We start from the raw sequence: 22941 nt of genomic DNA, 5'->3' as shown, positions 1-22941 counted from the left end.
TTTATCTCAAAGATACTGATTATTTGTTTAGGTAATTTTTAAAATTAGTTAAACAAAATATAATTTTTAGATATTGAATTTTAAAAAAAACTCTGAGTAGTTTCTCAGAGTTTTTAGTATATATGAATTAATTCTATTCTGCACTTTCTTGCATTGTGTGATATACATTCATCACATCATCATCTTCTTCAATTTTTTCAAGTAATTTTTCAACATCAGCAGCTTCTGCTTCCGTTAATTCTTTAGTAACTTGAGGTATTCTTTCAAAACCAGATGAAAGAATCTCTAAACCTCTATTTTCTAATTCTTTTTGAATAGCGCCAAAGCTTTCGAAAGGAGCATACATTAAAATACCATCATCATCTGCAAAAATTTCTTCAACACCAAAATCAATCATCTCTAATTCTAGTTCTTCTACATCTTGACCTTCAGCTGGAATTCTAAAATTACATGTGTGATCAAACATAAACTCAACTGAGCCTTGTGTTCCCATTGTTCCATTGCATTTATTAAAATAACTTCTAATGTTAGCAACGGTTCTATTGTTATTATCGGTAGCTGTTTCAATAAGGATTGCTATTCCGTGAGGAGCATATCCTTCAAATAAAACTTCTTTATAGTTTGCTGTATCTTTATCAGATGCTTTTTTAATGGCACGTTCTACATTGTCTTTAGGCATATTTGCAGCCTTAGCATTTTGTATTACAGCTCTTAATCGTGCATTAGATTCAGGATTTGGGCCACCTTCTTTAACAGCAATAACAATATCTTTTCCTATTCTAGTAAACGTTTTAGCCATTGCGGACCAACGTTTCATTTTACGTGCTTTTCTAAATTCAAATGCTCTTCCCATTTCTATATTTTTAACTCAAAATTATTTGCAAAAATAAGGTTTCTAAACAATTATTCAAATTGTTATTAATCATTTGGAACATGTTTGGAAATAAATTTTTCTGAGGCATTGTTCCATTCAATTATAGACTTATTTTTTTCGTTTATAAAATTAATATTTAAAGTATTAAAATCGTTAATTTTTACATTTACTTCTTTAACCATTTTATTGAAATTATCTACATCTTCTTTTGTTCTCTCCTTTGCAGATTTTCTATCCATAGCTGTTTTTGTTTCTTCAAATTTAGTATTAAACATATAGAAATCGATTACTTTTGGTGCATATTCTTCACCTACTTTTTTATATATTTCTAATGTTTTAATTGTATTGCTTTTTAATGAGTTATCATTTTTATAAGCTGCTATAGTCTTTAATTTATTTAAACCTTCTTCTGTGTAAGCTATCAATGAACTTGCATTTTGCTGAATTGCAGCAATGTCTTTGTTTTGTACTGAAGTTGAAAGTAATGCATCAGTTATATTACATTTGAAAAATATAAGATAGATTTCATTTTGATATTGAAAGACTTCGTTTGAAAGTTTCATTTTTTTAGCTAAATCTGACTCAGAATCTTGAAGGCTAATATGATATTTTAAAGCAAAACTTTTTTGTGCTACAGTAACTTTGTCATATTCGTCGGCCATTTTTTTGTTGACCAAATCTTTTGTCATAATATATGCTTCCATAAAATCATAAGATTGTTCCGCAACTTCTTGCATGTCTACAATTTTGCTATAATCTTGGCTCACCATATTTTCAGAAAAAGATAAATAATTAATAACTTCATCTTTGTATTCGACATCTCCTTTATAGCCTTCTTTTAAATTTGAAATATTTTTTTTAGCAGATTGTATCGATTTAATTAAATTTTTTCGAGTGGCATCTATTTTTCGAGCACTTTTAGAATGAGCTATAGATTTTGTGTATTTCCACATGTTTTTAGTAATATCTTGTTGCTCTTTAGATATATATGATAAGTAATCTACTGGTGTACTAAATTCTTGCGAAAATAAATGTAATGTAAAAATGAAGAATACAATAAAAAGTGCTTTTCTATTTTTCATGAATTATTTAATTAAACTGTTTAGTATTTCTAATGCTTCAAAAATAATGGCACTAGATTGAATTTCTTCTTTTTGTTTTTGCGAATATTTTTCGGAATAACTATCAATAGGAATATTTTCAATATCATAGGTGTTTTTTTCTACTGAAAAATTAAACTTTTCATTGGAAAGTTCATTTACTTTATTGAAAATGGAGGAAGTTTCATTAATTTCTTTAAAAACACCTTCAAATGTTAAAAGTACAATTCTATCTTTTTTATTATTTATAAAGGAATCAATGTCTTTGTTAATTGTTAGAATTTTTTTGAAATAAATATTAGTGTTTATCCTATTTTTACTAGATTCTATGATTGCTGAGAAATCGTTTTCATAGATTTTGTAACGTGTATTTGTGGTAATTTCATCATTACTTAAAACAGTTTTATAACTACTTTCTTTAGGAACAATATGTTCAAATAAATAGGGTAATTCTATATCAGGAATTATGCCAGTTGCTTGATGGCTTTTTCCTGTAATTCGATAGAACTTTTGTATCGTTAAATTTATAAAATCTTTATTTAAATTAGAATTTTCGACAGGAATAATACTTTGCATTGTTGCTTTTCCATAGGAAGGATTTCCAATAATAATGGCTCTTTTATAGTCTTGTAAAGCATTTGCAAATAATTCGCTAGCAGAAGCCGACAATCCATTAACTAAAATAATGATTGGTTCGCTAAATATTGTACCTCTATTATAATCTTTTAAAATAGTTTGATTTTTTTCATTATCGACTGCAACTGCAATAGGACCAACATCAATAAACATTCCAGCTAATTTTATGGCTTCATCTACATTTCCACCACCATTAAATTGCAAGTCTATTATTAATCCTTTTATTTTATCTTCTTTTAATTTTATGATTTCTTTGGCTACATCATTAGATAATGTATTTAAACCATTTTCGGCAGAATAGAAACTTGGGATTTTAATATATCCAAAATTATTTTCTTGACTTAAAACATAACTGTAAGCCGAGTTTTCAATTGCTTTTATTATTTTTTTTTCAATGAGAGTATTAAAAATTTCTCCATTTTTTTTTCGAAAAGTAATTTCAAGTTCTTTGTAATTATCTGATGTAATAAAATTTGATATTTGGTCTATCGAGCTACAACTTACCGAGTATTCATTTTCTTTATATTTGATTTTAAGAATTTGGTCTCCAGTTTCAATTTTTTCATTTTCAAATGCTGAACCACCTGGAATAATTTCACTTACAAAAATCTCATCATTTTCATTAGCCTCAAATGTGAGCCCTAATGAACTATTACTTGAATTTACATTTGATAGAAAACTTGACTTATCATCATAAGAAAAATAATCTGTATGTGGGTCAAAGTAATTGCAAAATGATTTGAAAAAGGTGTTTTTAATACTTTCTTCAAATGATTTTTCATCCTTTAGAAGATTTAGAATTTTACATTTGTAAGTATCAAATGTTTTTATTTTAGCTTGTTTGGATAATTCATTAAAATGTGTTTTTAATGAATCTTTATTTTTACTGATGAGAGCAACTCCTTTTAAAGTTTCATAAGTGATTAGCTTTTTTAGAATGCGTTTAATTCCTTTTTCATCTTTATAAAAATTATTTTCACGTTTAGTAAAAAATAAAGTGTCTTTTGTGGTAAGAGGAATGTTTTCTTTTTCTAAAATTTCTATAGTTTTAAGCTTTCTTTCTAATCCTTTTCTATAATAAATGACTATTTCGTCTAAAAAATCACATTTCTTATCTAGTATATAGTTATCGATACTGTATTTGTGTTTGGATAGAATGTCATATTCAGCTTGTAAAAAAACATTTTTTTCTCTATCTAATTTTTCAATAATTGCATTAAAAACATATAAAGAAAGACTATCATCTACTAACTTTGGTTGGCAATGATAGTCTTGTATGAGTGCATTTATTTTAAAAATGGTTGTACAGTTTTCTTGTTTATTTTGAGAAAAAATAAAATGTATAAAGAACAAGAAAAAATACAACTGTAATTTCATTTTAAAATTATTTCTTGTAGAATGGTAATTTTACCACTTTTGCTTTAACATCTTTGTTTCTAATTCTAATATAAATTTCAGAATCTATAGTAGATAAAGCTGTTGGTACATAACCTAAACCTATTGCAATTCCTAAAGAAGGAGATTGTGTTCCAGAAGTTACAATTCCTACTATGTTTCCATCAGCATTAGCTATTTCATAATCATGACGTGGAATTCCTCTTTCAATCATTTCAAAAGCAACTAATTTTCGAGATACACCAGCTTCTTTTTGTTTTTTTAAATTTTCAGAATTGGTAAACTCTTTTGTAAATTTAGTAATCCAACCTAAACCAGCTTCTAATGGAGAAGTTGTATCGTTAATATCATTACCATATAAACAGAATCCCATTTCTAAACGTAATGTATCACGAGCTGCTAAACCAATTGGCTTAATGCCAAAAGAAGCTCCTGCTTCAAATACTTTATTCCAAATTTGTTCTACTTCATTGTTTTTGCAATAAATTTCAAATCCACCTGAACCAGTGTAACCTGTTGCAGAAATAATAACATGTTCAATTCCAGCGAAATCAGCTACTTCAAAATGATAATATTTAATAGCAGATAAATCAATTGAAGTTAAAGATTGCATTGCTTCAACAGCTTTTGGACCTTGAATAGCTAATAAGGAATACTCTTCAGATAAATTTTTCATTTCAACATCTAAATCATTGTGAGAAGAAATCCAATTCCAATCTTTTTCAATGTTTGAAGCATTTACTACTAATAAATATTGCTCTTCTTTAATTCTATATATAATTAAATCATCTACAATTCCACCATCATTATTTGGTAAACATGAATATTGAGCTCGTCCAATTTCTAAAACAGAGGCGTCATTTGAGGTTACTTTTTGTATTAAAGCTAATGCATTTTCTCCAGTTAATAAAAATTCTCCCATATGCGAAACATCAAAAACACCTACACCGTTTCTTACGGTTTCATGTTCTATATTTACTCCTTCATATTGAACAGGCATATTGTATCCTGCAAAAGGAACCATTTTTGCTCCTAAACTTTCGTGAATGTGTGATAAAGCTGTATTTTTCATCATTTAAATTTTGTGGTGCTAAATTAATTAAAATTACTAGATATAAAAATGCTTAATAGAACAATATATTCTATTAAGCATTTAAAAAATGATGAGCAAATTTTTCTTTTTACTTAGTATTCTGTATTAGCTTTTATTTGCATTATATTTATCTCTTATTTTTTCTTCTTTTTTAATTTCATTAATATGAGGTATAATTATTTTTTCTAATTCGTCTTCGGAAAATTTTAATGCATTTGGGTTGGTTTTTAATGATAACCAAGGTTTGGGTGCCTTAAAGTCATATTTTCCAAATATTATGACAGGTGTTCCTTTTATTTTAACAGAATCTTCATTTTCTAAAACCCATTGTTCTGCAAAATTATAAAGCATTTTAGCGTCTTTTTCTGTTAAACGCATGCAGGAATGAGATGCAGGATAACCAGGTAATTCATACTGGTGGAAACCAACTCCTAGACCATTTGCAATATTAAAATTCCATTTTAAAATCCATTCGTCATTTACAGTACTAATTGTTTTTTTAGCTTTCCAGTTGGTAAAGAATAATCCAGTAGGAGTCATTGCAGTTTCTTTACCCATATTTGTTGGTCCAACATGGGTTAAAATACCATATTCATAAGTAGCAAATGTTTCACTTTGATAAGAAAAAAAGATTATTTTTTTTATAGAGTCTAATTTTTTTACTTCAAAAGGATAAGGCATATAATATGCTATGTCTCCAGATAAATCTGTTGGAACTAAAATAGAGTCGGTTTTTTTTAAATTGACTTTATCCATTCTGTTTACTCCTAGAATAATATCTAACTCACTTTCTTTAAGTGAGTCTAATTTAAATTCTTTTGAATTTATGTAAGAGTAAGTAAAGCTTTTAGGTTGTTTTCTTTCTGGAAAATCTCTTTTAAACTTTGCGATTGAGTTTGTTTCATTATTACATGATATTAAAATGAATGTCAGTAACATTAATAAGCCAGTAATTCCTTTCATATTTTATTTTTTTTGCAAAAGTGTTTTAAACTAAAAACTATTGCTTTATTAGTTTTGTAAAATTGAAAAAAATACTGGCTTCTAGCATTATATCATTTTTGGAAAAGATTATAGAATTATTAGAATTGCAGTTGTATTCGCTATTTTGAAAGATATTCCTTGAGTTCATTATATGTTTTGATTTTAATACTCTTTTGTTCTTTATTCAAAACACTTTCAATTTGAGTTGGAATATCTAACTTTATTCCTAATATAGGTTCTACGACATCTAAAAATTTAATTGGGTGAGCCGTTTCTAAGAAGAAGCCAATATTTTCTGGATAATTTTTTAATTCTTTCTTTAATCCTAGATATCCTACAGCTCCATGAGGTTCTGTAATGTAATTAAATTTTGAATAAATATCTTTCATGATACTTTTTGTTTCTTCATCAGTATATGTATAAGAAGAGAAATCATTGCTAAATTCTTTTAAATCATTATTATACATTTCTTGTATGCGTACAAAATTGCTTGGATTGCCTACATCCATTGCATTCGAAATGGTGGCAATGGAAGGTTTAGGTTCATATTTCCCATTTTCTAGGAATCTTGGAACTGTATCATTAGCATTAGTTGTAGCAACAAAATGTTGAATGGGTAATCCCATTTTTTTAGCAATAATTCCTGCGCAAATGTTCCCAAAATTACCACTTGGACAAGAAGTTACTAAAGGCTTATTATGCTTTTTTAATTCTTTATAGGCAAAAAAGAAATAAAACATTTGAGGTAACCAACGTGCAATGTTTATAGAATTAGCAGAAGTTAGGTTTTTATACTTTAAATCATCATCTAAAAAAGCTTTTTTAACCATATCCTGACAATCATCGAAAACACCATCCACTTGAAGTGCAGTAATATTTTGCCCTAATGTGGTGAGTTGTTTTTCTTGTATATCGCTTACCTTTCCAGAAGGGTAGAGGATTACTACTTCAACTCCCTTTACACCTAAAAAACCACTTGCGACTGCACCACCTGTGTCACCAGAAGTAGCTACTAAGACAACATTTTTTTGATTTTTCTCTCTATTAAAATAGGCAATGCAACGCGACATAAATCGGGCACCTACATCTTTAAAAGCCATAGTTGGTCCATGAAATAATTCTAATGAAAAAACATTTTCTTCTATTTTTACTAATGGAAATTTAAAAGATAAGGTTTCAGAAACGATTTGCTTTAATTCTTTTTCTGGTATTTCGTTTCCAACGAAAGGTTTTATGATTTCAAAAGCAATTTCTGTATTAGATAAACTTTCGATGGAATTAAAAAATGATTGTGGCAGTTTTGGAATTTCGATTGGAAAATACAACCCTTTATCTGGAGCTAATCCATTGGTAACTGCTTCTTCAAAAGAAACTTGGTGGCTTTTATTGTTTAAACTGTAATATTTCATTGCAAACTGTATAAAGTATTTTGTAAAATGGTTATTGTTTAATAAAATTAGTATTTTAAATTATTTTGACTCCTTCATCGTTTATTTTAGAAATATAAACATCAAAAGAAATATTGGTTTTTAAATATGTTTCTCTCATTGCACTAGCTACTTTATTAGCAGTATTTTCTCCTTTACATAAAGCAAAAATAGAAGGACCAGCACCAGAAATCCCTGAACCTAAAGCACCATTTTGTATAGCTATATTTTTTACATCGTCAAAATTTGGGATTAGATGTTTTCGAAATGGTTCTATTACCACATCTTGCAAGGAGCGACTAATTAATTCATAATCATTGGTATACAACCCTGAGATTAAGCCACCTAAATTTCCCCATTGTGTAATTGCATTTTGAAAAGGAATTGTAGGCTCAAGTACAGCACGAGCATCTGCTGTTTTTATTTCAATATGCGGGTGCAAAACAACAGCATATAATTCGTTAGGAGCATCAATTTTAATTACATCTAGTGGATTATAACCTCTTATTAGGGTAAAACCACCTAGTAGACAAGGAGCTACATTATCTGCATGTTCGCTACCACTAGCAATTGCTTCTCCTTTCATTGCAAAATAGACTAATTGATTTCGAGAAAAAGGGTTGCCTAATAATTCATTGATTCCAAAAACTGCTCCAGCAGCACTTGCAGAAGAACTACCAATTCCACTACCAGCTTTAATTTTTTTATGAATTTCTATTTCAAATCCGAAATCTAAATCTAAATTTTCAATAAGTGCTAAAGCAGCAACTCCAGCTACATTTTTAGTTGCTTCAAATGGTAAATTAGCACCAGTTATTTTGGTAATTTGAATTCCCTTTACTGCTGATTTTCTAAAAATCATTTCATCACCAATAGTTTCTAGGCACAAACCCATGACATCAAACCCACAATTTAAATTGGCTATTGTTGCTGGGCAGAATATTTTAATAGTAGTCATAAAATTTTAAAGTTATAAATGTCATAAAGTAAAAAATAAAAACTTAGATGGTTGTTGAACGCTTCTGTTTTTTCTTTTCCCACTTTCAACCCAATTATACATTTCCTATTCGAATTACATCTGCAAAAATTCCTGAAGCTGTTACATCTGCACCAGCACCAGCACCTTTTATTAATAAAGGTTGGTCTACATATCTGTCTGTGTAAAACTGGACGATATTATCTTTTCCTTCCAAGTTGTAAAAAGGACTGTTTGGAGGAATGAATTCTAAACCAACACTGGCTTTACCGTTTTCAAATGTGGCTACAAATTTTAATCTACTATTTTTTTCTTTGGCTTGAACCAATAAATTTTCAAAATGGGAAGCATGTTTTATTAAAGAAGTAAAGAAATCGTCATTATTTGTAGTATTCATACATTCTTCAGGAAGAAATGAATTGTTTTTAATGTCTTCAATTTCCATTTCATAACCACTTTCTCTAATAAGGATTAGTATTTTTCGAGCTACATCAATTCCACTTAAATCAATTTTTGGATCTGGTTCAGTGAAACCTTGTACTCCAGCTTCTTTTACTACATCATGAAACGAATAGGTTTCACTAAAATTATTGAAAATAAAGTTCAGACTTCCAGATAAAACGGCTTGAATCTTATGTACTTTATCTCCAGAAACAATAAGATGTTTTAAGGTGTCTATTATTGGTAAACCTGCACCAACATTAGTCTCAAATAAAAAAGGAGCATTAAATTTACGCGATAAATACTTTAAGTTTTTATAATTATCATATTGAGAAGATGCTGCAATTTTATTACAAGTAACAACTGCTATATTCTCTTTTAAAAACTGATCATAAATAGTAGCTACCTCATTATTAGCAGTGATATCGACAAAAATACTATTACGATAATTAAATGCTTTTGTTTTAGTGATAAATTCTTCTTTATTTGCCGTTTCTCCTTCTACTAATAATTTTTTCCAATCTTTTAATGAAATCCCATCTTCATCAAAGTACATTTTTTTAGAGTTGGACAAAGCGATGACTCTTAAGTTTAATTTTAAATTTTCTTTTAAGAATTTCTTTTGTTGGTAAATTTGATTAATGAATTTTTCTCCTACATTACCAACTCCCATAACAAATAAATTTAATTGTTTAGTATTTTCCTCAAAAAAGCGTTCATGTAGTGTATTTAATGCTTTTTGGACATCTTTTTTAGCAATTACTACTGAAATATTTCGTTCAGAAGCACCTTGAGCAATTGCTCTAATATTAACATTATTTTTTCCTAATGTACTAAACATTTTGCCGCTTAAGCCTTGATGATTCTTCATTTTTTCACCTACTAAAGCAACAATACATAAATCTTCTTCTACAACACAAGCATCAATTTTATTTTGCGTTATTTCAATCTCAAAAGTTGTATCTATTGCTGATTTTGCTGCCTCGGCATCTTGATTTTGTATACCAATGCAAATTGAATGTTCAGATGAGGCTTGAGTGATGAAAATGACATTAATATTATGATTTGATAAAGTTTCAAACAAACGTTTTGAAGACCCTGAAACACCAATTATACCAGAACCTTCAACGGTTATTAATGCAATAGATTCTATGTGTGAAATTCCTTTAATAGGATTTCCATTGGTTTTAGAATCATTTGAAATTAATGTACCAAAAGCTTCTGGTTCAAAAGTATTTTTAATCCAAATAGGAATATTTGAATTTAGAACAGGTTGTATTGTTGGTGGATATAAGACTTTAGCTCCAAAATGAGACAACTCCATAGCTTCTTGATAGGAAATAGAAGCAATAGGTTGGGCTTGTTTCACAATTTTTGGATTGGCAGTAAACATTCCATTCACATCGGTCCAAATTTCTAAAGAATTAGCATTCAAAGCAGAAGCTAAAATAGCAGCAGTATAATCGGAACCACCACGACCTAGAGTAGTTGTGTTGCCATTTATTGATGAGGCTATAAAACCTGGAAATAGAACTACAGATGCGTCTACACTTTTAAAATAATTTTGAATTAATTCGTTTGTTATTTTAAAATCGACTGCTGCTTTACCAAAGTTTGCATTTGTTTTTATTATTTCTCTACTATCTTTAAAAAGAGAGCGAGTAATTTTTTTCTCCAGAGCAACAGCAATAATTTGTGATGATAATAGCTCTCCAAAACTCAAAATTATATCGAGAGTACGTGGAGTTAATTCGCCTAATAAAAAACAACCATCTAATAAAGTTTTTAATTGTTCTAGTTCTTTGTCTAAAATAACAATTAAATCATTTTTTTTATCTAAAGTAAGTAAAGTTTCAACGACTTCTAAATGTTTTGCCTTTATTAAATTTAATTGCTCGTTATAGTTTTTGTCTTTTTTTGCGGCAGTATTAGATGCTGAAAGCAATAAATCTGTAATGCCACTTAAGGCTGATACTACAACTATTAGTTTGTCTTCTTGTGATTTTTTTGTAATTATTTCAATTACTTTTGAGATATTTTGTGCATTGGCAACAGATGTTCCACCAAATTTTAATACGTTCATGATTGTTTATTTAATAAAATATAATTAGAAGTTTATCTTTCGAATGAAAAATATATAATATGGGATTATATGTAAAAGAGTATACCCCTAAGGGGTAATAATTGTTGTTATAACAAAAGAGCCAACCGAAGTGTCGGTTGAAAAGGTAGTTTTATATATTTCTTTGTTATTTAACATTATTCAAATATAGAATATATTTTTTGGGTAAAAAATAAGTAATGCATTTTTACGAATACCATACTTTATAATGTTTTAAATTATAGAAAAAATGATTTTGATAAATTTGATACTATATGATTATCAATATGATAATAAAATAGTAGTTAAAATTGTTGTTTTTTAACAATTGTTTGCGGAATTTTGGGCTTTTAATTACTGAAAATGGAAACAATACATTATATAAGTTCTGATTTACTTTCGATTGATCAAATAGAGAAAATTATTTTACAAAATTTAAAATTAGAATTATCTGAAGAAGCTAGAGCTAATATTGTTAAATGTAGGACTTATTTGAATGATAAATTAAAATCCAATGAGAGGCCAATTTATGGGATTAATACAGGATTTGGTTCCTTATGTAATGTAAAAATTTCAAATGAAAATTTGTCAAAATTACAGGAAAATCTGGTAAAATCTCATGCCTGTGGTACAGGTGAAGAAGTTCCACAAGAGATTGTAAAAATAATGTTATTATTAAAAATACAATCTTTAAGTTACGGTCATTCGGGAGTTCAACTTGAAACAGTTGAGCGTTTGATTGATTTTTACAATAATGATATAGTACCAGTTATTTATAATCAAGGTTCACTTGGCGCAAGTGGTGATTTAGCACCTTTAGCACATTTATCACTACCTTTAATTGGTGAAGGAGAAGTATATCAAGATGGATTTAGACAACCAGCATCTAAAGTACTTGATAAAATGGATTGGAAGCCTATCGTTTTACAATCTAAAGAAGGTTTAGCGTTATTAAATGGAACTCAGTTTATGAGTGCTTATGGTGTTTATATTTTAATTAAATCTTGTAAACTGTCTTATTTGGCAGATGTTATTGGTGCAATTTCTTTAGAAGGTTTTGATGGTAGACTAGAACCATTTACCGATTTAATCCATCTAGTTCGTCCACATAAAGGTCAAGTACAAACAGCTGAACGCTTTAGAGAATTATTAGAAGGAAGTGAAATTATTGGACAAGAAAAAAAGCATGTTCAAGATCCTTATTCTTTTAGATGTATTCCGCAAGTTCATGGAGCTAGCAAAGACACTATCGACTATGTGAAGCGAGTATTTCGTACTGAGATTAATTCGGTTACTGATAATCCAAATATTTTTGTAGACGAAGATCTTATTGTCTCAGGTGGAAATTTTCACGGACAGCCTTTAGCTTTAGCTTTAGACTTTTTGGGAATTGCTTTAGCTGAATTTGGAAGTATATCTGAAAGAAGAACCTATCAATTAATCTCTGGGTTAAGAGATTTACCTGCTTTTTTAGTAAATGATCCAGGTTTGAATTCTGGTTTTATGATACCTCAATATACTGCAGCAAGTATTGTTAGCCAAAATAAACAATTAGCTACACCAGCAAGTATTGATAGTATAGTTTCTAGTAATGGTCAAGAAGACCATGTAAGTATGGGAGCAAATGCAGCAACAAAAACATTGCGTATTATAGATAATTTAGAACGTGTTTTAGCTATTGAATTGTTAAATGCTTCACAAGCAATCGAATTTAGAAGACCTTTAAAATCAAGTGAGTTTATAGAAATGTTTTTGAAATCCTATAGAGAAGAAGTATCTTTTGTTGATGAGGATAGAATTTTACATTATGATATTGAAAAAACAATTGCTTTTTTACAAAGTTTTCAAATAGATAAGGAATAATTGTAATACACATAAAAAAATGGCTTATCAATTTTTAATTCGATAAGCCATTTTTTATTTCTATTATCTGAATTAAAAAAATAAACTTGCTAATCCTAAAATTGCAGGAACTCCTTGTACAAAAAATATTCTTTTTGAAGCAGAATAAGAACCGTAAAGTCCAGCTACTAAAACGCACATTAAAAAGAAAACAGCTACATTTTTTGACCAAGCAATATCTGAAATAAATAAAGACCAAACTAATCCGGCTGCAAGAAAACCGTTATATAAACCTTGATTAGCGGCCATTACTTTTGTCTTTTCAAACAAATCAGAGGGTATCGTTTTAAAAACTTTTCTACCACGAGTTGTCCAAACAAACATCTCTAGCCATAAAATATAGAAGTGTAATAAAGCAATAAATGCAACCAAAATTTGAGAAAGTAGATTCATTTTTTAATATTTATTTTAATGTTCAATAGATTTTTCAATTCTTTTATCTGGAATAATCCACATAATTGCTACAAATATATATAAAATTGGAGCTATCCAAGAAACCAATTGTAATGATGCAATTGCTAATGCATAGATTATTACAGATGCTTTGCCTTTTAAATCTATACCGATTGCTTTTGCTAAAATTGAATTATCTCCTTCAGCGGCTATAATTCTATTACTTAGTATCCAATAAGAAATTCCAGCCATCAATAAATTAAAACCATATAATGACATTGGATCACAATGTTGAATATTTTCACCAACCCATGAAGTTGTAAAAGGAATTAGTGATAGCCAAAATAAGAGATTCATGTTTGCCCACAATATTCCTGATGTAACCTTATTGACAGTATGCATCAAATGGTGATGATTATTCCAATATATTCCAATATAAATAAAGCTCAAGATATAACTTAAAAACTTAGGAGCTAATACTTTTAAATCAATAAATTCAAAACCTTCAGGAACTTTAAGCTCAAGTACCATGATGGTAATTACAATAGCTAAAACACCATCACTAAATGCTTCAAGTCTATTTTTTTTCATTATTTTTTAGGTTTTAAAATAATTCGAATAACTATAAATATAGCTAATATTTCAGAAATCATTCCAAAAATTAATAGTAGATTACTATATGGCCAATGCATAATTTTAAATAGACTTCCAATAATTGTAATAACCATTCCAAATAGAAATAATACTAAAGGAATTTTATATTGTTCTTTCATTTTTAAAAAGTTTATTAAATTACTTCCATTTAAAATTCTTTTCAATAGCTTTAATCATTTCACCTGCGATGTCTTTATTTGTAGCACCTTCAATTCCTTCTAAACCTGGAGACGAATTTACTTCTAATAATAAAGGTCCTTTACTTGATCGTATAATATCGACTCCAGCAACTTTTAAATCCATTGCTTTAGCAGCTTTTATTGCAATTTTCTTTTCCTCAGGAGTAACTTTTACAATTGAAGCAGAACCTCCCATATGAATATTTGCTCTAAATTCTCCAGGAGCAGCTTCTCTTTGCATTGCAGCCACAACTTTTCCATCTACTACAAATAGTCTTAAATCTTTACCATTTGCTTCTTTGATAAATTCTTGAACTAATATATTGGCATTTAAGCTTTTAAATGCATTAATTACAGATTCCGCAGCTTTTTTAGTTTCCGCTAAAACAACTCCTTTACCTTGAGTTCCTTCAAGAAGTTTAACAATTAAAGGTGAGCCACCTACCATTTTAATTAAGTCATCTGTATCTAAAGGGGAATTTGCAAAACCAGTTGTTGGAATGTCTATTCCGCTGTTTAAAAGTAGTTGTAATGAAAATAATTTATCTCTAGATTGCGTAATGGCAGCAGCATTGTTTAATGCAAATACTTTTAGGGCTTCAAATTGTCGTGTTAAAGCACAACCATAATAAGTCATACTTGGTCTTATTCTTGGTATTACTGCATCAAAATCATTTAAAATCTTGCCACCTCTGTAATGTATTTCAGGATTATCTGCATCTAATTTCATGTAGCAATACTTCAAATTAAGAAAATGCATTTCATGTCCTCTCAATTCACCAGCTTCAATTATACGCTTGTTGCTATATAATTCTGGATTACTAGCTAAAAGACCAATTCGTAAGCCTTTTTTCTCAATTGAATTATCAAAATAAAATTCTTTTAATTTTTCATTTGTTGGTTGTCCTAATAAGTATTTTTTTTCTGGATCAACTAATATTCTTCCAGACATAGCTTCTCTACCTAATAACATTCTAAACCCCATAGAATCTCTATTAGTAAGAGTAAGCTCAACTTCCCATTTTTTGCCACCTATTTCTAAATTTGTTTTTATAACAAATCTTCTTTCTCTATAACCACTAGAACTTTTTACAATCCTCTGATCTACTAATTGAGCCTCGCAATGAATTATTGTTTTGGCATTATTTTGAATTGGGTTAATGTCAAATTTTACCCAATCGATTCCATCTTTTTGAAATGTTTTTAAGTTGGTAGCATGTAAAGCAGATGTTTTTGCTCCTGAATCTACTCTCGCTTTTATGGTGGGAATACCTAGAGTAGGAAAGGAACACCATTCTTCACTACCAACAATTACTTTGTCTTGCATTATGATTTTAATTTACTTCTAAAGTAGTATTTTTTTTTGAAATATAATTTTTTGTATTTAAAAAAAACCTACTATTTAGTAGGTTTTTCAGATTTCTTAATTTTTATGGTGAGCTCATTACTTGTTTCATCTAGATCCATAAAAATTTGGTCACCTTCATGAATTTTAGAAGTTATAATTTCTTCTGCAAGAGCATCTTCTACATATTTTTGAATAGCTCTTTTCAAAGGTCTTGCTCCAAACTGCTTGTCAAATCCTTTTTCTGCGATATAATCTTTTGCTTTTTCAGACAATTTTAAATCATAACCTAAATCTTTAATTCTAAGATATAATTTATCCATTTCAATATCAATAATCAAATCGATATCTGTTTTTTCTAATGCATTAAATACTATTACATCATCAATACGATTTAAGAATTCTGGAGCAAAAGCTTTTTTCAATGCATTTTCAATAATTCCTTTTGAATGATCATCTGCTTGAAGTGTTTTTGCTGAAGTTCCAAAACCAACTCCTTGACCAAAATCCTTTAATTGACGAGCACCTACATTAGATGTCATGATGATTATAGTGTTTCTGAAATCTATTTTACGACCAAGACTATCTGTTAAATGACCATCATCTAATACTTGAAGCATCATATTAAAAACATCTGGGTGTGCTTTTTCAATTTCATCAAGAAGTACTACACAATATGGTTTTCTTCTTACTTTTTCCGTTAATTGTCCACCTTCTTCATAACCTACATAACCAGGAGGAGCACCAACTAATCTAGATATTGCAAATTTTTCCATGTATTCACTCATGTCAATACGAATTAATGCATCTTCAGAGTCAAATAATTCTTTTGCTAATACTTTTGCTAATTGGGTTTTACCTACACCAGTTTGTCCTAGAAAGATGAAAGAACCAATAGGTTTGTTAGGGTCTTTTAATCCAGCTCTATTTCTCTGAATGGCTTTTGCTATTTTTTCAACAGCGTCATTTTGACCAATTACTTTTCCTTTTATTAATTCTGGAAGTTTTGCTAATTTATTACTTTCTGTTTGAGCAATTCTATTAACAGGTATTCCTGTCATCATAGAAACTACATCTGCCACATTGTCTTCTGTTACTGTAACACGATTTGTTTTAGCATCTTCTTCCCATTGTTCTTGAGCAATGGCTAATTCTTTTTCAATACGCTTTTCATCATCTCTTAATTTAGCAGCTTCTTCATACTTTTGTTTTTTAACAACAGTATTCTTAAGTTCTCTCACATCTTCTAATTGCTTTTCTAATTCCAAAATTTGTTTTGGAACATCAATATTTATAATGTGAACTCTTGAACCAGCTTCATCTAATGCATCAATTGCTTTGTCTGGTAGAAAACGATCAGTCATATATCTATTAGTAAGTTTAACACATGCTTCAATAGCTTCATCTGTGTAAGTTACATTATGATGATCTTCATACTTGCCTTTGATGTTGTGTAAAATTGTTAATGTTTCATCTACAGAAGTTGGTTCTACAATAACTTTTTGAAAACGTCTTTCTAATGCACCATCTTTTTCAATATATTGACGATATTCATCAAGAGTAGTTGCACCTACACATTGAATCTCACCTCTAGCTAAAGCTGGTTTAAACATATTTGAAGCATCTAGTGAACCTGTTGCTCCACCTGCACCAACAATTGTATGTATCTCATCAATGAATAGAATTATATCGTCATTTTTTTCTAATTCATTCATGACTGCTTTCATTCTTTCTTCAAACTGACCACGATATTTTGTTCCAGCAACTAAACTTGCTAAATCTAAAGTGACTACTCTTTTATTAAATAAAATTCTAGAAACTTTTTTCTTAACAATTCTAAGTGCTAATCCTTCTGCAATTGCTGATTTTCCCACACCAGGCTCACCAATTAATAAAGGGTTATTTTTCTTTCTTCTACTTAATATTTGTGAGACTCTTTCTATCTCTTTTTCACGACCAACTACAGGGTCTAGTTTTCCTTCTTCTGCCATTTCTGTTAAGTCACGACCAAAATTATCTAAAACTGGAGTTTTAGATTTTTTATTGGTTTTGCTCCCAGAGGTTGGGTTATTAAAACCACTGTCTCTAGCACCTTCCTCTTGCCCAGAATCTTCATTAAATTCTGCCTTAGGTAAGTCTTCTGTATAATCGTTTTCGTTTGTTATCATAGCGGTGTATTGATCTTTAATCAATTCATAATCTAGTTTTAATTTATTTAATAATTTAGTTGTTGGGTCATTTTCATTACGCAAAATACACAACAACAAATGAGCAGTACTAATAGTTGCACTATTATATAACTTGGCTTCTAAAAAAGTAGTTTTTAAGGCTCTTTCTGCTTGACGGGTAAGATGAAGATTTTTTTTATCATTATTTTGAACCGGCACAGAATTAGTAGGACTTAATATTTCAACTTTTTTTCTTAGATAATCAAAATCTACTGCAAGATTATTTAAGATAGCCATTGCTTTCCCTTGTCCTTCTCTAAGTAAACCAAGTATAAGATGTTCAGTGCCAATAAAGTCGTGACCTAATCGTAAGGCTTCCTCTTTACTGAATGAAATAACATCTTTAACTCTTGGTGAAAAATTATCGTCCATATGTAAAAATTGTAAATGTAAATATACTAAGATATCAGCTAATAAGCAAAAAATATGCCTTTTATAGAATGAATAGCTAATTGACAAAAAAAAAATGACAAAAAAAAATTCTTGTCAGTTCTTTTAATATGTTTTTTTAAGAATAGATTGTTAATAAATCGTTTAAATTTATCGTTTAAATTAAGGGGTAAAAAGTTTAAAAGCCGTATATTGGCACGTTTAAGAAAAAATATAATTTTAATATAAATACTTATGTCTGAAGGAGAAAAATTAATTCCTATTAACATTGAAGATGAAATGAAATCAGCTTACATTGATTATTCAATGTCAGTTATTGTATCGAGAGCGCTTCCAGATGTTAGAGATGGTTTAAAACCTGTACATCGAAGAGTATTATTTGGTATGCATGAATTAGGAATTAGGTCTAATAGTGCTTATAAGAAATCAGCAAGAATTGTTGGAGAAGTTTTAGGTAAGTACCACCCTCATGGAGATACATCTGTATATGATGCTATGGTTCGTATGGCTCAAGAATGGAGTTTACGATATTTAATGGTAGATGGTCAAGGTAACTTTGGTTCAGTAGATGGAGATAGTCCGGCTGCAATGCGTTATACAGAAGCAAGAATGCGTAAGATATCTGAAGATATGTTGGCAGATATTGAAAAAGAAACAGTAGATTTTCAATTGAATTTTGATGATTCATTAGAAGAACCAAAAGTATTGCCAACAAAAGTTCCTACGTTGCTAATTAACGGAGCTTCGGGTATTGCTGTAGGTATGGCAACCAATATGCCTCCTCATAATATTTCTGAAGTTATAGATGGTACTTTGGCTTACATTGATAATAATGATATTGAAATTGATGAATTAATGCAATATGTAAAAGCACCAGATTTTCCTACAGGTGGTATTATATATGGATATGAAGGAGTAAGAGAGGCTTTTAAAACTGGAAGAGGTCGTATTGTCATGCGTGCTAAGGCAGGTTTTGAAGAATCTAATAATAGAGAAGCTATTATTGTTACTGAAATTCCTTATCAAGTGAATAAAGCCGATATGATTAAAAAAACGGCTGACTTAGTAAATGATAAAAAAATAGAAGGAATAGCTACCATTAGAGATGAGTCGGATAGAAACGGTATGCGTATCGTGTATGAATTAAAAAGAGATGCTGTTCCTAACGTTGTTTTAAATACATTATATAAGTATACCCAACTTCAGTCTTCATTTAGTGTGAATAATATTGCATTAGTAAAAGGAAGACCAGAAATGTTGAATCTTAAAGATTTAATCCACTATTTCGTTGAACATAGACATGAAGTTGTTGTTCGTAGAGCAGAATATGAATTAAGAAAAGCTGAAGAAAGGGCTCATATATTAGAAGGATTAATCATAGCTTCTGATAATATTGATGAAGTAATTGCGTTAATACGTTCATCGAAAGATGGGGAAGAAGCTAGAAATAAATTAATTGAGCGATTCAAATTATCTGAAATTCAAGCGCGTGCAATTGTAGAAATGCGTTTACGTCAGTTAACGGGTCTTGAGCAAGATAAATTGCGTGCAGAATATGAGGATATTATGAAGTTAATTAATGGTTTGAAAGAATTATTAGCAAGTAAAGAATTGCGAATGGAGCTTATCAAAACGGAATTAGCTGAGATGAAAGAGAAGTATGGTGATGAGAGACGTTCTGTAATTGAATATGCTGGTGGAGATGTAAGTATTGAAGATTTAATAGCTGATGAACAAGTTGTAATTACAATTTCTCATGCTGGTTATATCAAAAGAACATCTTTAACAGAGTATAAAACACAAAATAGAGGTGGAGTTGGTCAAAAAAGTGCAGCAACAAGAGATCAAGATTTCTTAGAGCATTTATTTGTAGCAACAAATCATCAATATTTGATGTATTTTACACAAAAAGGAAAATGTTATTGGATGCGTGTTTTTGAAATTCCTGAAGGAACAAAAGCAAGCAAAGGTAGAGCTATTCAAAATCTTATTAATATTGAGCCAGATGATAAAGTTAAAGCTTTCATTTGTACACAAGATTTAAAAGATGAAGAATATATCAACAGTCATTTTGTCATTATGGCTACTAAAAAAGGTCAAGTTAAGAAAACACCTTTGGAACAGTATTCACGTCCTCGTCAAAATGGAATTAATGCAATAACGATTAAGGAAGATGATGAGTTATTAGAAGCAAAATTGACTACTGGAAATAGCCAAGTTTTAATAGCAGTAAAATCTGGTAAATTAGTTCGTTTTGAAGAAAGTAAGACTCGACCTATGGGAAGAACAGCTTCTGGAGTTAGAGGAATTACTTTAGCAAATGATAAAGATGAGGTTATTGGAATGGTTTCTGTGGAAGGAAAAGATGTAAATGACTCTCAAATTTTAGTAGTAACAGAAAATGGTTACGGAAAACGTACTAAGCTCGAAGAAGATGGTGAGGCAATTTATAGAATAACAAATAGAGGAGGTAAAGGAGTTAAAACTTTAAATATCACTGAAAAAACAGGAGCTTTAGTTTCTATAAATAATGTAACTGATGCAGATGATTTAATGATAATTAATAAATCTGGATTAACTATTAGAATGGAAATTTCAGATTTGCGTGTAATGGGTAGGGCAACTCAAGGTGTTCGTCTAATTAATCTAAAAGGTAAAGATTCTATTGCAGCTGTTACAAAAGTATTGCGAGAAGATGAATCCGAAATTGAGGCAGAGATAGACGATCCTGAAAATTCTGGTACAGAATTTGATTCAACAGAGAACAATGAAACAAATGAATAAAAATATAAAGCCCAAAATTAATTTTGGGCTTTATATTGAAAATTAAACTATAAAAAAGAATAGAAAAATGAAACAATTATTTTTAGGCGTTGCTGCCTTAATCTCAATGACAGTTTTTAGCCAGAAAGATGAGTTAAAAGTGTTAAAAAAGATTTACAACAAAGATGTAATTTCTAGTGAAGATTTAAAAAATTACAAAGAAGCATCTGATAAGCTGAATACTATTGCTTCATCAGAATCTGATAAAGTGTATGCTAAATTATTTAAAGTAATGTATCCTGCAGTTGAGTTTGAATCAAAGGGAGCAAGTGCTACTATGCAAGATAAAGCTAAATTATTTAATCCAGATTTTTTAGCTGAATATGGATCTGTAATTGATAAAACAATTACTTTTGAAGAAAAATCTGGAAAAAAAATATATTCAGACGATTTGATTAAAGAAAAATATGAGTTTAGAGATTTTATTTATGGTACAGCTACAAAACTTTTTCAAGAGGCAAGTTATAGAGAAGCATCTTTAATGTTCCATAACTTATATGTTTTTGATCCTAAAAATGAAGGAATTGCACTTAATAATTCTGCAGAATTGGCTGTTCAAGCTCAAGACTATCTTTTAGCTGAAAAATTTTATGAAGACTTGAAAGAAAGTGATTATTTAAAAAATGGTATTAATTATTATGCTACTCCAAAAACAAATGGAAAAGAAGCTTTATATGCTAATAAGGAAGATAGAGATAAACAAGTTCAATTAGGTGTTGCAGACAACCCAAGAGAAGAAAAAATGTCATCTAAAAAGCCTGAGGTGTATAAAATGCTTGCTTTGATAGCATTACAAAATAAAAATATAGAAAAGACTAAAAAAACACTAGAAGAAGCTAAAGCTTTGAATCCTAATGATTCAGAATTAATTGATGCTGAGTTTCAGTTGTATTTTACATTGGGTTATGATTACTTAAAAAATGATAGCCAATTAGTTGATGAAATTAATAAGAATGTTGCAGATAAAGCTAAATATGATGAGTTAATGGAGAAAAGAAAGAAAACTTTTAAATCATCTTTACCTTATCTTGAAAAAGCATATGAGTTAAAATCTTCAGACAATAATACTAAAATTTTATTACGATCTGCTTATGAAATTCTTGATATGAAAGACAAGGCAGCAACGATTAATTAATTGAATTACTTCTTAAATTTAATAATAAAAGACCTCAATATGAGGTCTTTTATTATTTATTATTATTTTATATTATTTTTTTAATTACTCTTAATTTATGAGTATGACGATTTATTTCAGCATTGTAAATGCCTAAGTGGTCTAGTCTATCTATTCTTACCTTACCAGATGCATGTATAATGTAGTTGTCGTCCATCATAATGCCTACATGAATAATGTTGCCTTCTTCATTGTCAAAAAAAGCAAGATCACCTGGTTCACTTTCTTCAATAAAACTTAATGGGTCTCCTTGTGTGGCTTGTTGAGAAGCATCTCGTAAAATTTTATAACCATTTAATTTGTACACCATTTGTGTAAAACCAGAACAGTCAATACCAAAAGGTGTTTTTCCACCCCAAAGATAAGGAGTGTTTAAATACATAAAAGCGGTTTTAATTAAGTTTGATTTGTCTTTTATTCCACATACTTTAATACCATCAAAAACATAATTAGAAGTGTTTATTTGCTCATTATCTAAAAAAGAAAGACAACTTCCTAAAGGAATTGGAATTAATTGGTTGTTTGGAGCGGTTATATATTCAATTAAATCTCCATTTAAAACAGTCGGAGATTGTTCAATAGAAATAAATTGTTTTTCATTGAGTATTCGGAACTGTTTGTTGTCAATCCAACCTACATATTGATCAAATGCTGACTCTATTTGTGTCCATTTTTCTAATTTTTCTAAGATTCTGAAATGTTCACCAAATAATAATTGAGAAACTTGTTCGCTTCTATCTGACGGTTCTAATCTTAGAGGTATAATGGCTAGATTACAAATTCCAAACATTGATTTGTTACTAATAGTGAAATGAATTATGAGTTA

The 22941-nt window shown here is 29.3% G+C and carries 17 protein-coding genes; 3 read left to right on the top strand and 14 right to left on the bottom strand.

Annotated elements, in window-relative coordinates; genetic code table 11:
• Nucleotides 1-133: 133 nt before the first annotated feature.
• The 8 genes from ACULEV_RS09690 to thrA all read right to left on the bottom strand — a co-directional run bounded on the left by ACULEV_RS09690 (nucleotide 134) and on the right by thrA (nucleotide 11009).
• Nucleotides 134-853 (bottom strand): YebC/PmpR family DNA-binding transcriptional regulator, encoded by a 720-nt coding sequence (locus tag ACULEV_RS09690; RefSeq protein WP_445458469.1) that lies wholly within the window; start codon nucleotides 851-853, stop codon nucleotides 134-136.
• 65 nt (nucleotides 854-918) lie between these two features.
• A complete protein-coding gene (locus ACULEV_RS09685; protein WP_445458468.1) occupies nucleotides 919-1956 on the bottom strand; it encodes an LIC11966 family surface protein in 1038 nt (345 codons plus the stop codon).
• A gap of 3 nt (nucleotides 1957-1959) precedes the next feature.
• Complete coding sequence (locus ACULEV_RS09680; RefSeq protein ID WP_445458467.1) at nucleotides 1960-3987, bottom strand: S41 family peptidase; 2028 nt, start codon at nucleotides 3985-3987, stop codon at nucleotides 1960-1962.
• A gap of 7 nt (nucleotides 3988-3994) precedes the next feature.
• Nucleotides 3995-5077, bottom strand: coding sequence for a glycine cleavage system aminomethyltransferase GcvT (gene gcvT / locus ACULEV_RS09675; protein WP_445458536.1), 1083 nt, complete (start codon nucleotides 5075-5077; stop codon nucleotides 3995-3997).
• Between the two features lie 126 nt (nucleotides 5078-5203).
• The gene (locus tag ACULEV_RS09670; RefSeq protein ID WP_445458466.1) at nucleotides 5204-6061 is read right to left on the bottom strand and encodes a L,D-transpeptidase; all 858 of its coding nucleotides are present in this window, start codon (nucleotides 6059-6061) and stop codon (nucleotides 5204-5206) included.
• Nucleotides 6062-6201: 140 nt separating this feature from the next.
• Nucleotides 6202-7491, bottom strand: a complete 1290-nt coding sequence (thrC, locus tag ACULEV_RS09665; protein ID WP_445458465.1) for a threonine synthase — start codon at nucleotides 7489-7491, stop codon at nucleotides 6202-6204.
• 55 nt (nucleotides 7492-7546) lie between these two features.
• The gene (locus ACULEV_RS09660) at nucleotides 7547-8467 is read right to left on the bottom strand and encodes a homoserine kinase (RefSeq protein WP_445458464.1); all 921 of its coding nucleotides are present in this window, start codon (nucleotides 8465-8467) and stop codon (nucleotides 7547-7549) included.
• Nucleotides 8468-8561: 94 nt separating this feature from the next.
• The gene (gene thrA / locus ACULEV_RS09655) at nucleotides 8562-11009 is read right to left on the bottom strand and encodes a bifunctional aspartate kinase/homoserine dehydrogenase I (RefSeq protein ID WP_445458463.1); all 2448 of its coding nucleotides are present in this window, start codon (nucleotides 11007-11009) and stop codon (nucleotides 8562-8564) included.
• A gap of 381 nt (nucleotides 11010-11390) precedes the next feature.
• Here thrA and hutH point away from each other — a divergent pair, with 381 nt between their 5' ends.
• Nucleotides 11391-12890, top strand: coding sequence for a histidine ammonia-lyase (gene hutH, locus ACULEV_RS09650; RefSeq protein ID WP_445458462.1), 1500 nt, complete (start codon nucleotides 11391-11393; stop codon nucleotides 12888-12890).
• A gap of 72 nt (nucleotides 12891-12962) precedes the next feature.
• Here hutH and ACULEV_RS09645 read toward each other — a convergent pair whose 3' ends face one another.
• The 5 genes from ACULEV_RS09645 to ACULEV_RS09625 all read right to left on the bottom strand — a co-directional run bounded on the left by ACULEV_RS09645 (nucleotide 12963) and on the right by ACULEV_RS09625 (nucleotide 18100).
• A complete protein-coding gene (locus ACULEV_RS09645) occupies nucleotides 12963-13322 on the bottom strand; it encodes a DUF1304 domain-containing protein (RefSeq protein WP_445458461.1) in 360 nt (119 codons plus the stop codon).
• A 15-nt stretch (nucleotides 13323-13337) separates the two neighbouring features.
• Complete coding sequence (locus ACULEV_RS09640) at nucleotides 13338-13913, bottom strand: TMEM175 family protein (protein ID WP_445458460.1); 576 nt, start codon at nucleotides 13911-13913, stop codon at nucleotides 13338-13340.
• Complete coding sequence (locus ACULEV_RS09635; RefSeq protein WP_445458459.1) at nucleotides 13913-14095, bottom strand: GldL-related protein; 183 nt, start codon at nucleotides 14093-14095, stop codon at nucleotides 13913-13915. Before ACULEV_RS09635 ends, ACULEV_RS09640 begins: the two co-directional genes overlap by 1 nt.
• A 19-nt stretch (nucleotides 14096-14114) precedes the next feature.
• Entirely contained in the window at nucleotides 14115-15482 is a 1368-nt protein-coding gene (gene rimK / locus ACULEV_RS09630; RefSeq protein WP_445458458.1) for a 30S ribosomal protein S6--L-glutamate ligase, read from the bottom strand.
• A gap of 71 nt (nucleotides 15483-15553) precedes the next feature.
• Complete coding sequence (locus tag ACULEV_RS09625) at nucleotides 15554-18100, bottom strand: ATP-dependent Clp protease ATP-binding subunit (RefSeq protein WP_445458457.1); 2547 nt, start codon at nucleotides 18098-18100, stop codon at nucleotides 15554-15556.
• 252 nt (nucleotides 18101-18352) lie between these two features.
• On the opposite strand from ACULEV_RS09625, the gene gyrA reads away from it, so the two are divergent.
• Complete coding sequence (gene gyrA / locus ACULEV_RS09620; protein WP_445458456.1) at nucleotides 18353-20902, top strand: DNA gyrase subunit A; 2550 nt, start codon at nucleotides 18353-18355, stop codon at nucleotides 20900-20902.
• 67 nt (nucleotides 20903-20969) lie between these two features.
• Nucleotides 20970-22076 (top strand): hypothetical protein, encoded by a 1107-nt coding sequence (locus ACULEV_RS09615; RefSeq protein WP_445458455.1) that lies wholly within the window; start codon nucleotides 20970-20972, stop codon nucleotides 22074-22076.
• 67 nt (nucleotides 22077-22143) lie between these two features.
• Here ACULEV_RS09615 and ACULEV_RS09610 read toward each other — a convergent pair whose 3' ends face one another.
• The gene (locus tag ACULEV_RS09610; protein ID WP_445458454.1) at nucleotides 22144-22905 is read right to left on the bottom strand and encodes a C40 family peptidase; all 762 of its coding nucleotides are present in this window, start codon (nucleotides 22903-22905) and stop codon (nucleotides 22144-22146) included.
• Between the last annotated feature and the right edge of the window lie 36 nt (nucleotides 22906-22941).

Source organism: Flavobacterium sp. HNIBRBA15423 (assembly GCF_052655965.1).
This window is presented reverse-complemented; position numbering and strand designations above follow the sequence as displayed.

Excerpts from the sequence above, each read along its gene's own strand:
- ACULEV_RS09615 (WP_445458455.1), top strand. The coding sequence starts at position 20,970 with ATGAAACAATTATTTTTAGGCGTTGCTGCCTTAATCTCAATGACAGTT.
- ACULEV_RS09670 (WP_445458466.1), bottom strand. The coding sequence starts at position 6,061 with ATGAAAGGAATTACTGGCTTATTAATGTTACTGACATTCATTTTAATA.
- ACULEV_RS09640 (WP_445458460.1), bottom strand. The coding sequence starts at position 13,913 with ATGAAAAAAAATAGACTTGAAGCATTTAGTGATGGTGTTTTAGCTATT.
- ACULEV_RS09635 (WP_445458459.1), bottom strand. The coding sequence starts at position 14,095 with ATGAAAGAACAATATAAAATTCCTTTAGTATTATTTCTATTTGGAATG.
- ACULEV_RS09685 (WP_445458468.1), bottom strand. The coding sequence starts at position 1,956 with ATGAAAAATAGAAAAGCACTTTTTATTGTATTCTTCATTTTTACATTA.
- ACULEV_RS09645 (WP_445458461.1), bottom strand. The coding sequence starts at position 13,322 with ATGAATCTACTTTCTCAAATTTTGGTTGCATTTATTGCTTTATTACAC.
- hutH (WP_445458462.1), top strand. The coding sequence starts at position 11,391 with ATGGAAACAATACATTATATAAGTTCTGATTTACTTTCGATTGATCAA.
- rimK (WP_445458458.1), bottom strand. The coding sequence starts at position 15,482 with ATGCAAGACAAAGTAATTGTTGGTAGTGAAGAATGGTGTTCCTTTCCT.
- ACULEV_RS09625 (WP_445458457.1), bottom strand. The coding sequence starts at position 18,100 with ATGGACGATAATTTTTCACCAAGAGTTAAAGATGTTATTTCATTCAGT.
- thrA (WP_445458463.1), bottom strand. The coding sequence starts at position 11,009 with ATGAACGTATTAAAATTTGGTGGAACATCTGTTGCCAATGCACAAAAT.
- ACULEV_RS09690 (WP_445458469.1), bottom strand. The coding sequence starts at position 853 with ATGGGAAGAGCATTTGAATTTAGAAAAGCACGTAAAATGAAACGTTGG.
- gyrA (WP_445458456.1), top strand. The coding sequence starts at position 18,353 with ATGTCTGAAGGAGAAAAATTAATTCCTATTAACATTGAAGATGAAATG.
- ACULEV_RS09660 (WP_445458464.1), bottom strand. The coding sequence starts at position 8,467 with ATGACTACTATTAAAATATTCTGCCCAGCAACAATAGCCAATTTAAAT.
- thrC (WP_445458465.1), bottom strand. The coding sequence starts at position 7,491 with ATGAAATATTACAGTTTAAACAATAAAAGCCACCAAGTTTCTTTTGAA.
- gcvT (WP_445458536.1), bottom strand. The coding sequence starts at position 5,077 with ATGAAAAATACAGCTTTATCACACATTCACGAAAGTTTAGGAGCAAAA.
- ACULEV_RS09610 (WP_445458454.1), bottom strand. The coding sequence starts at position 22,905 with ATGTTTGGAATTTGTAATCTAGCCATTATACCTCTAAGATTAGAACCG.
- ACULEV_RS09680 (WP_445458467.1), bottom strand. The coding sequence starts at position 3,987 with ATGAAATTACAGTTGTATTTTTTCTTGTTCTTTATACATTTTATTTTT.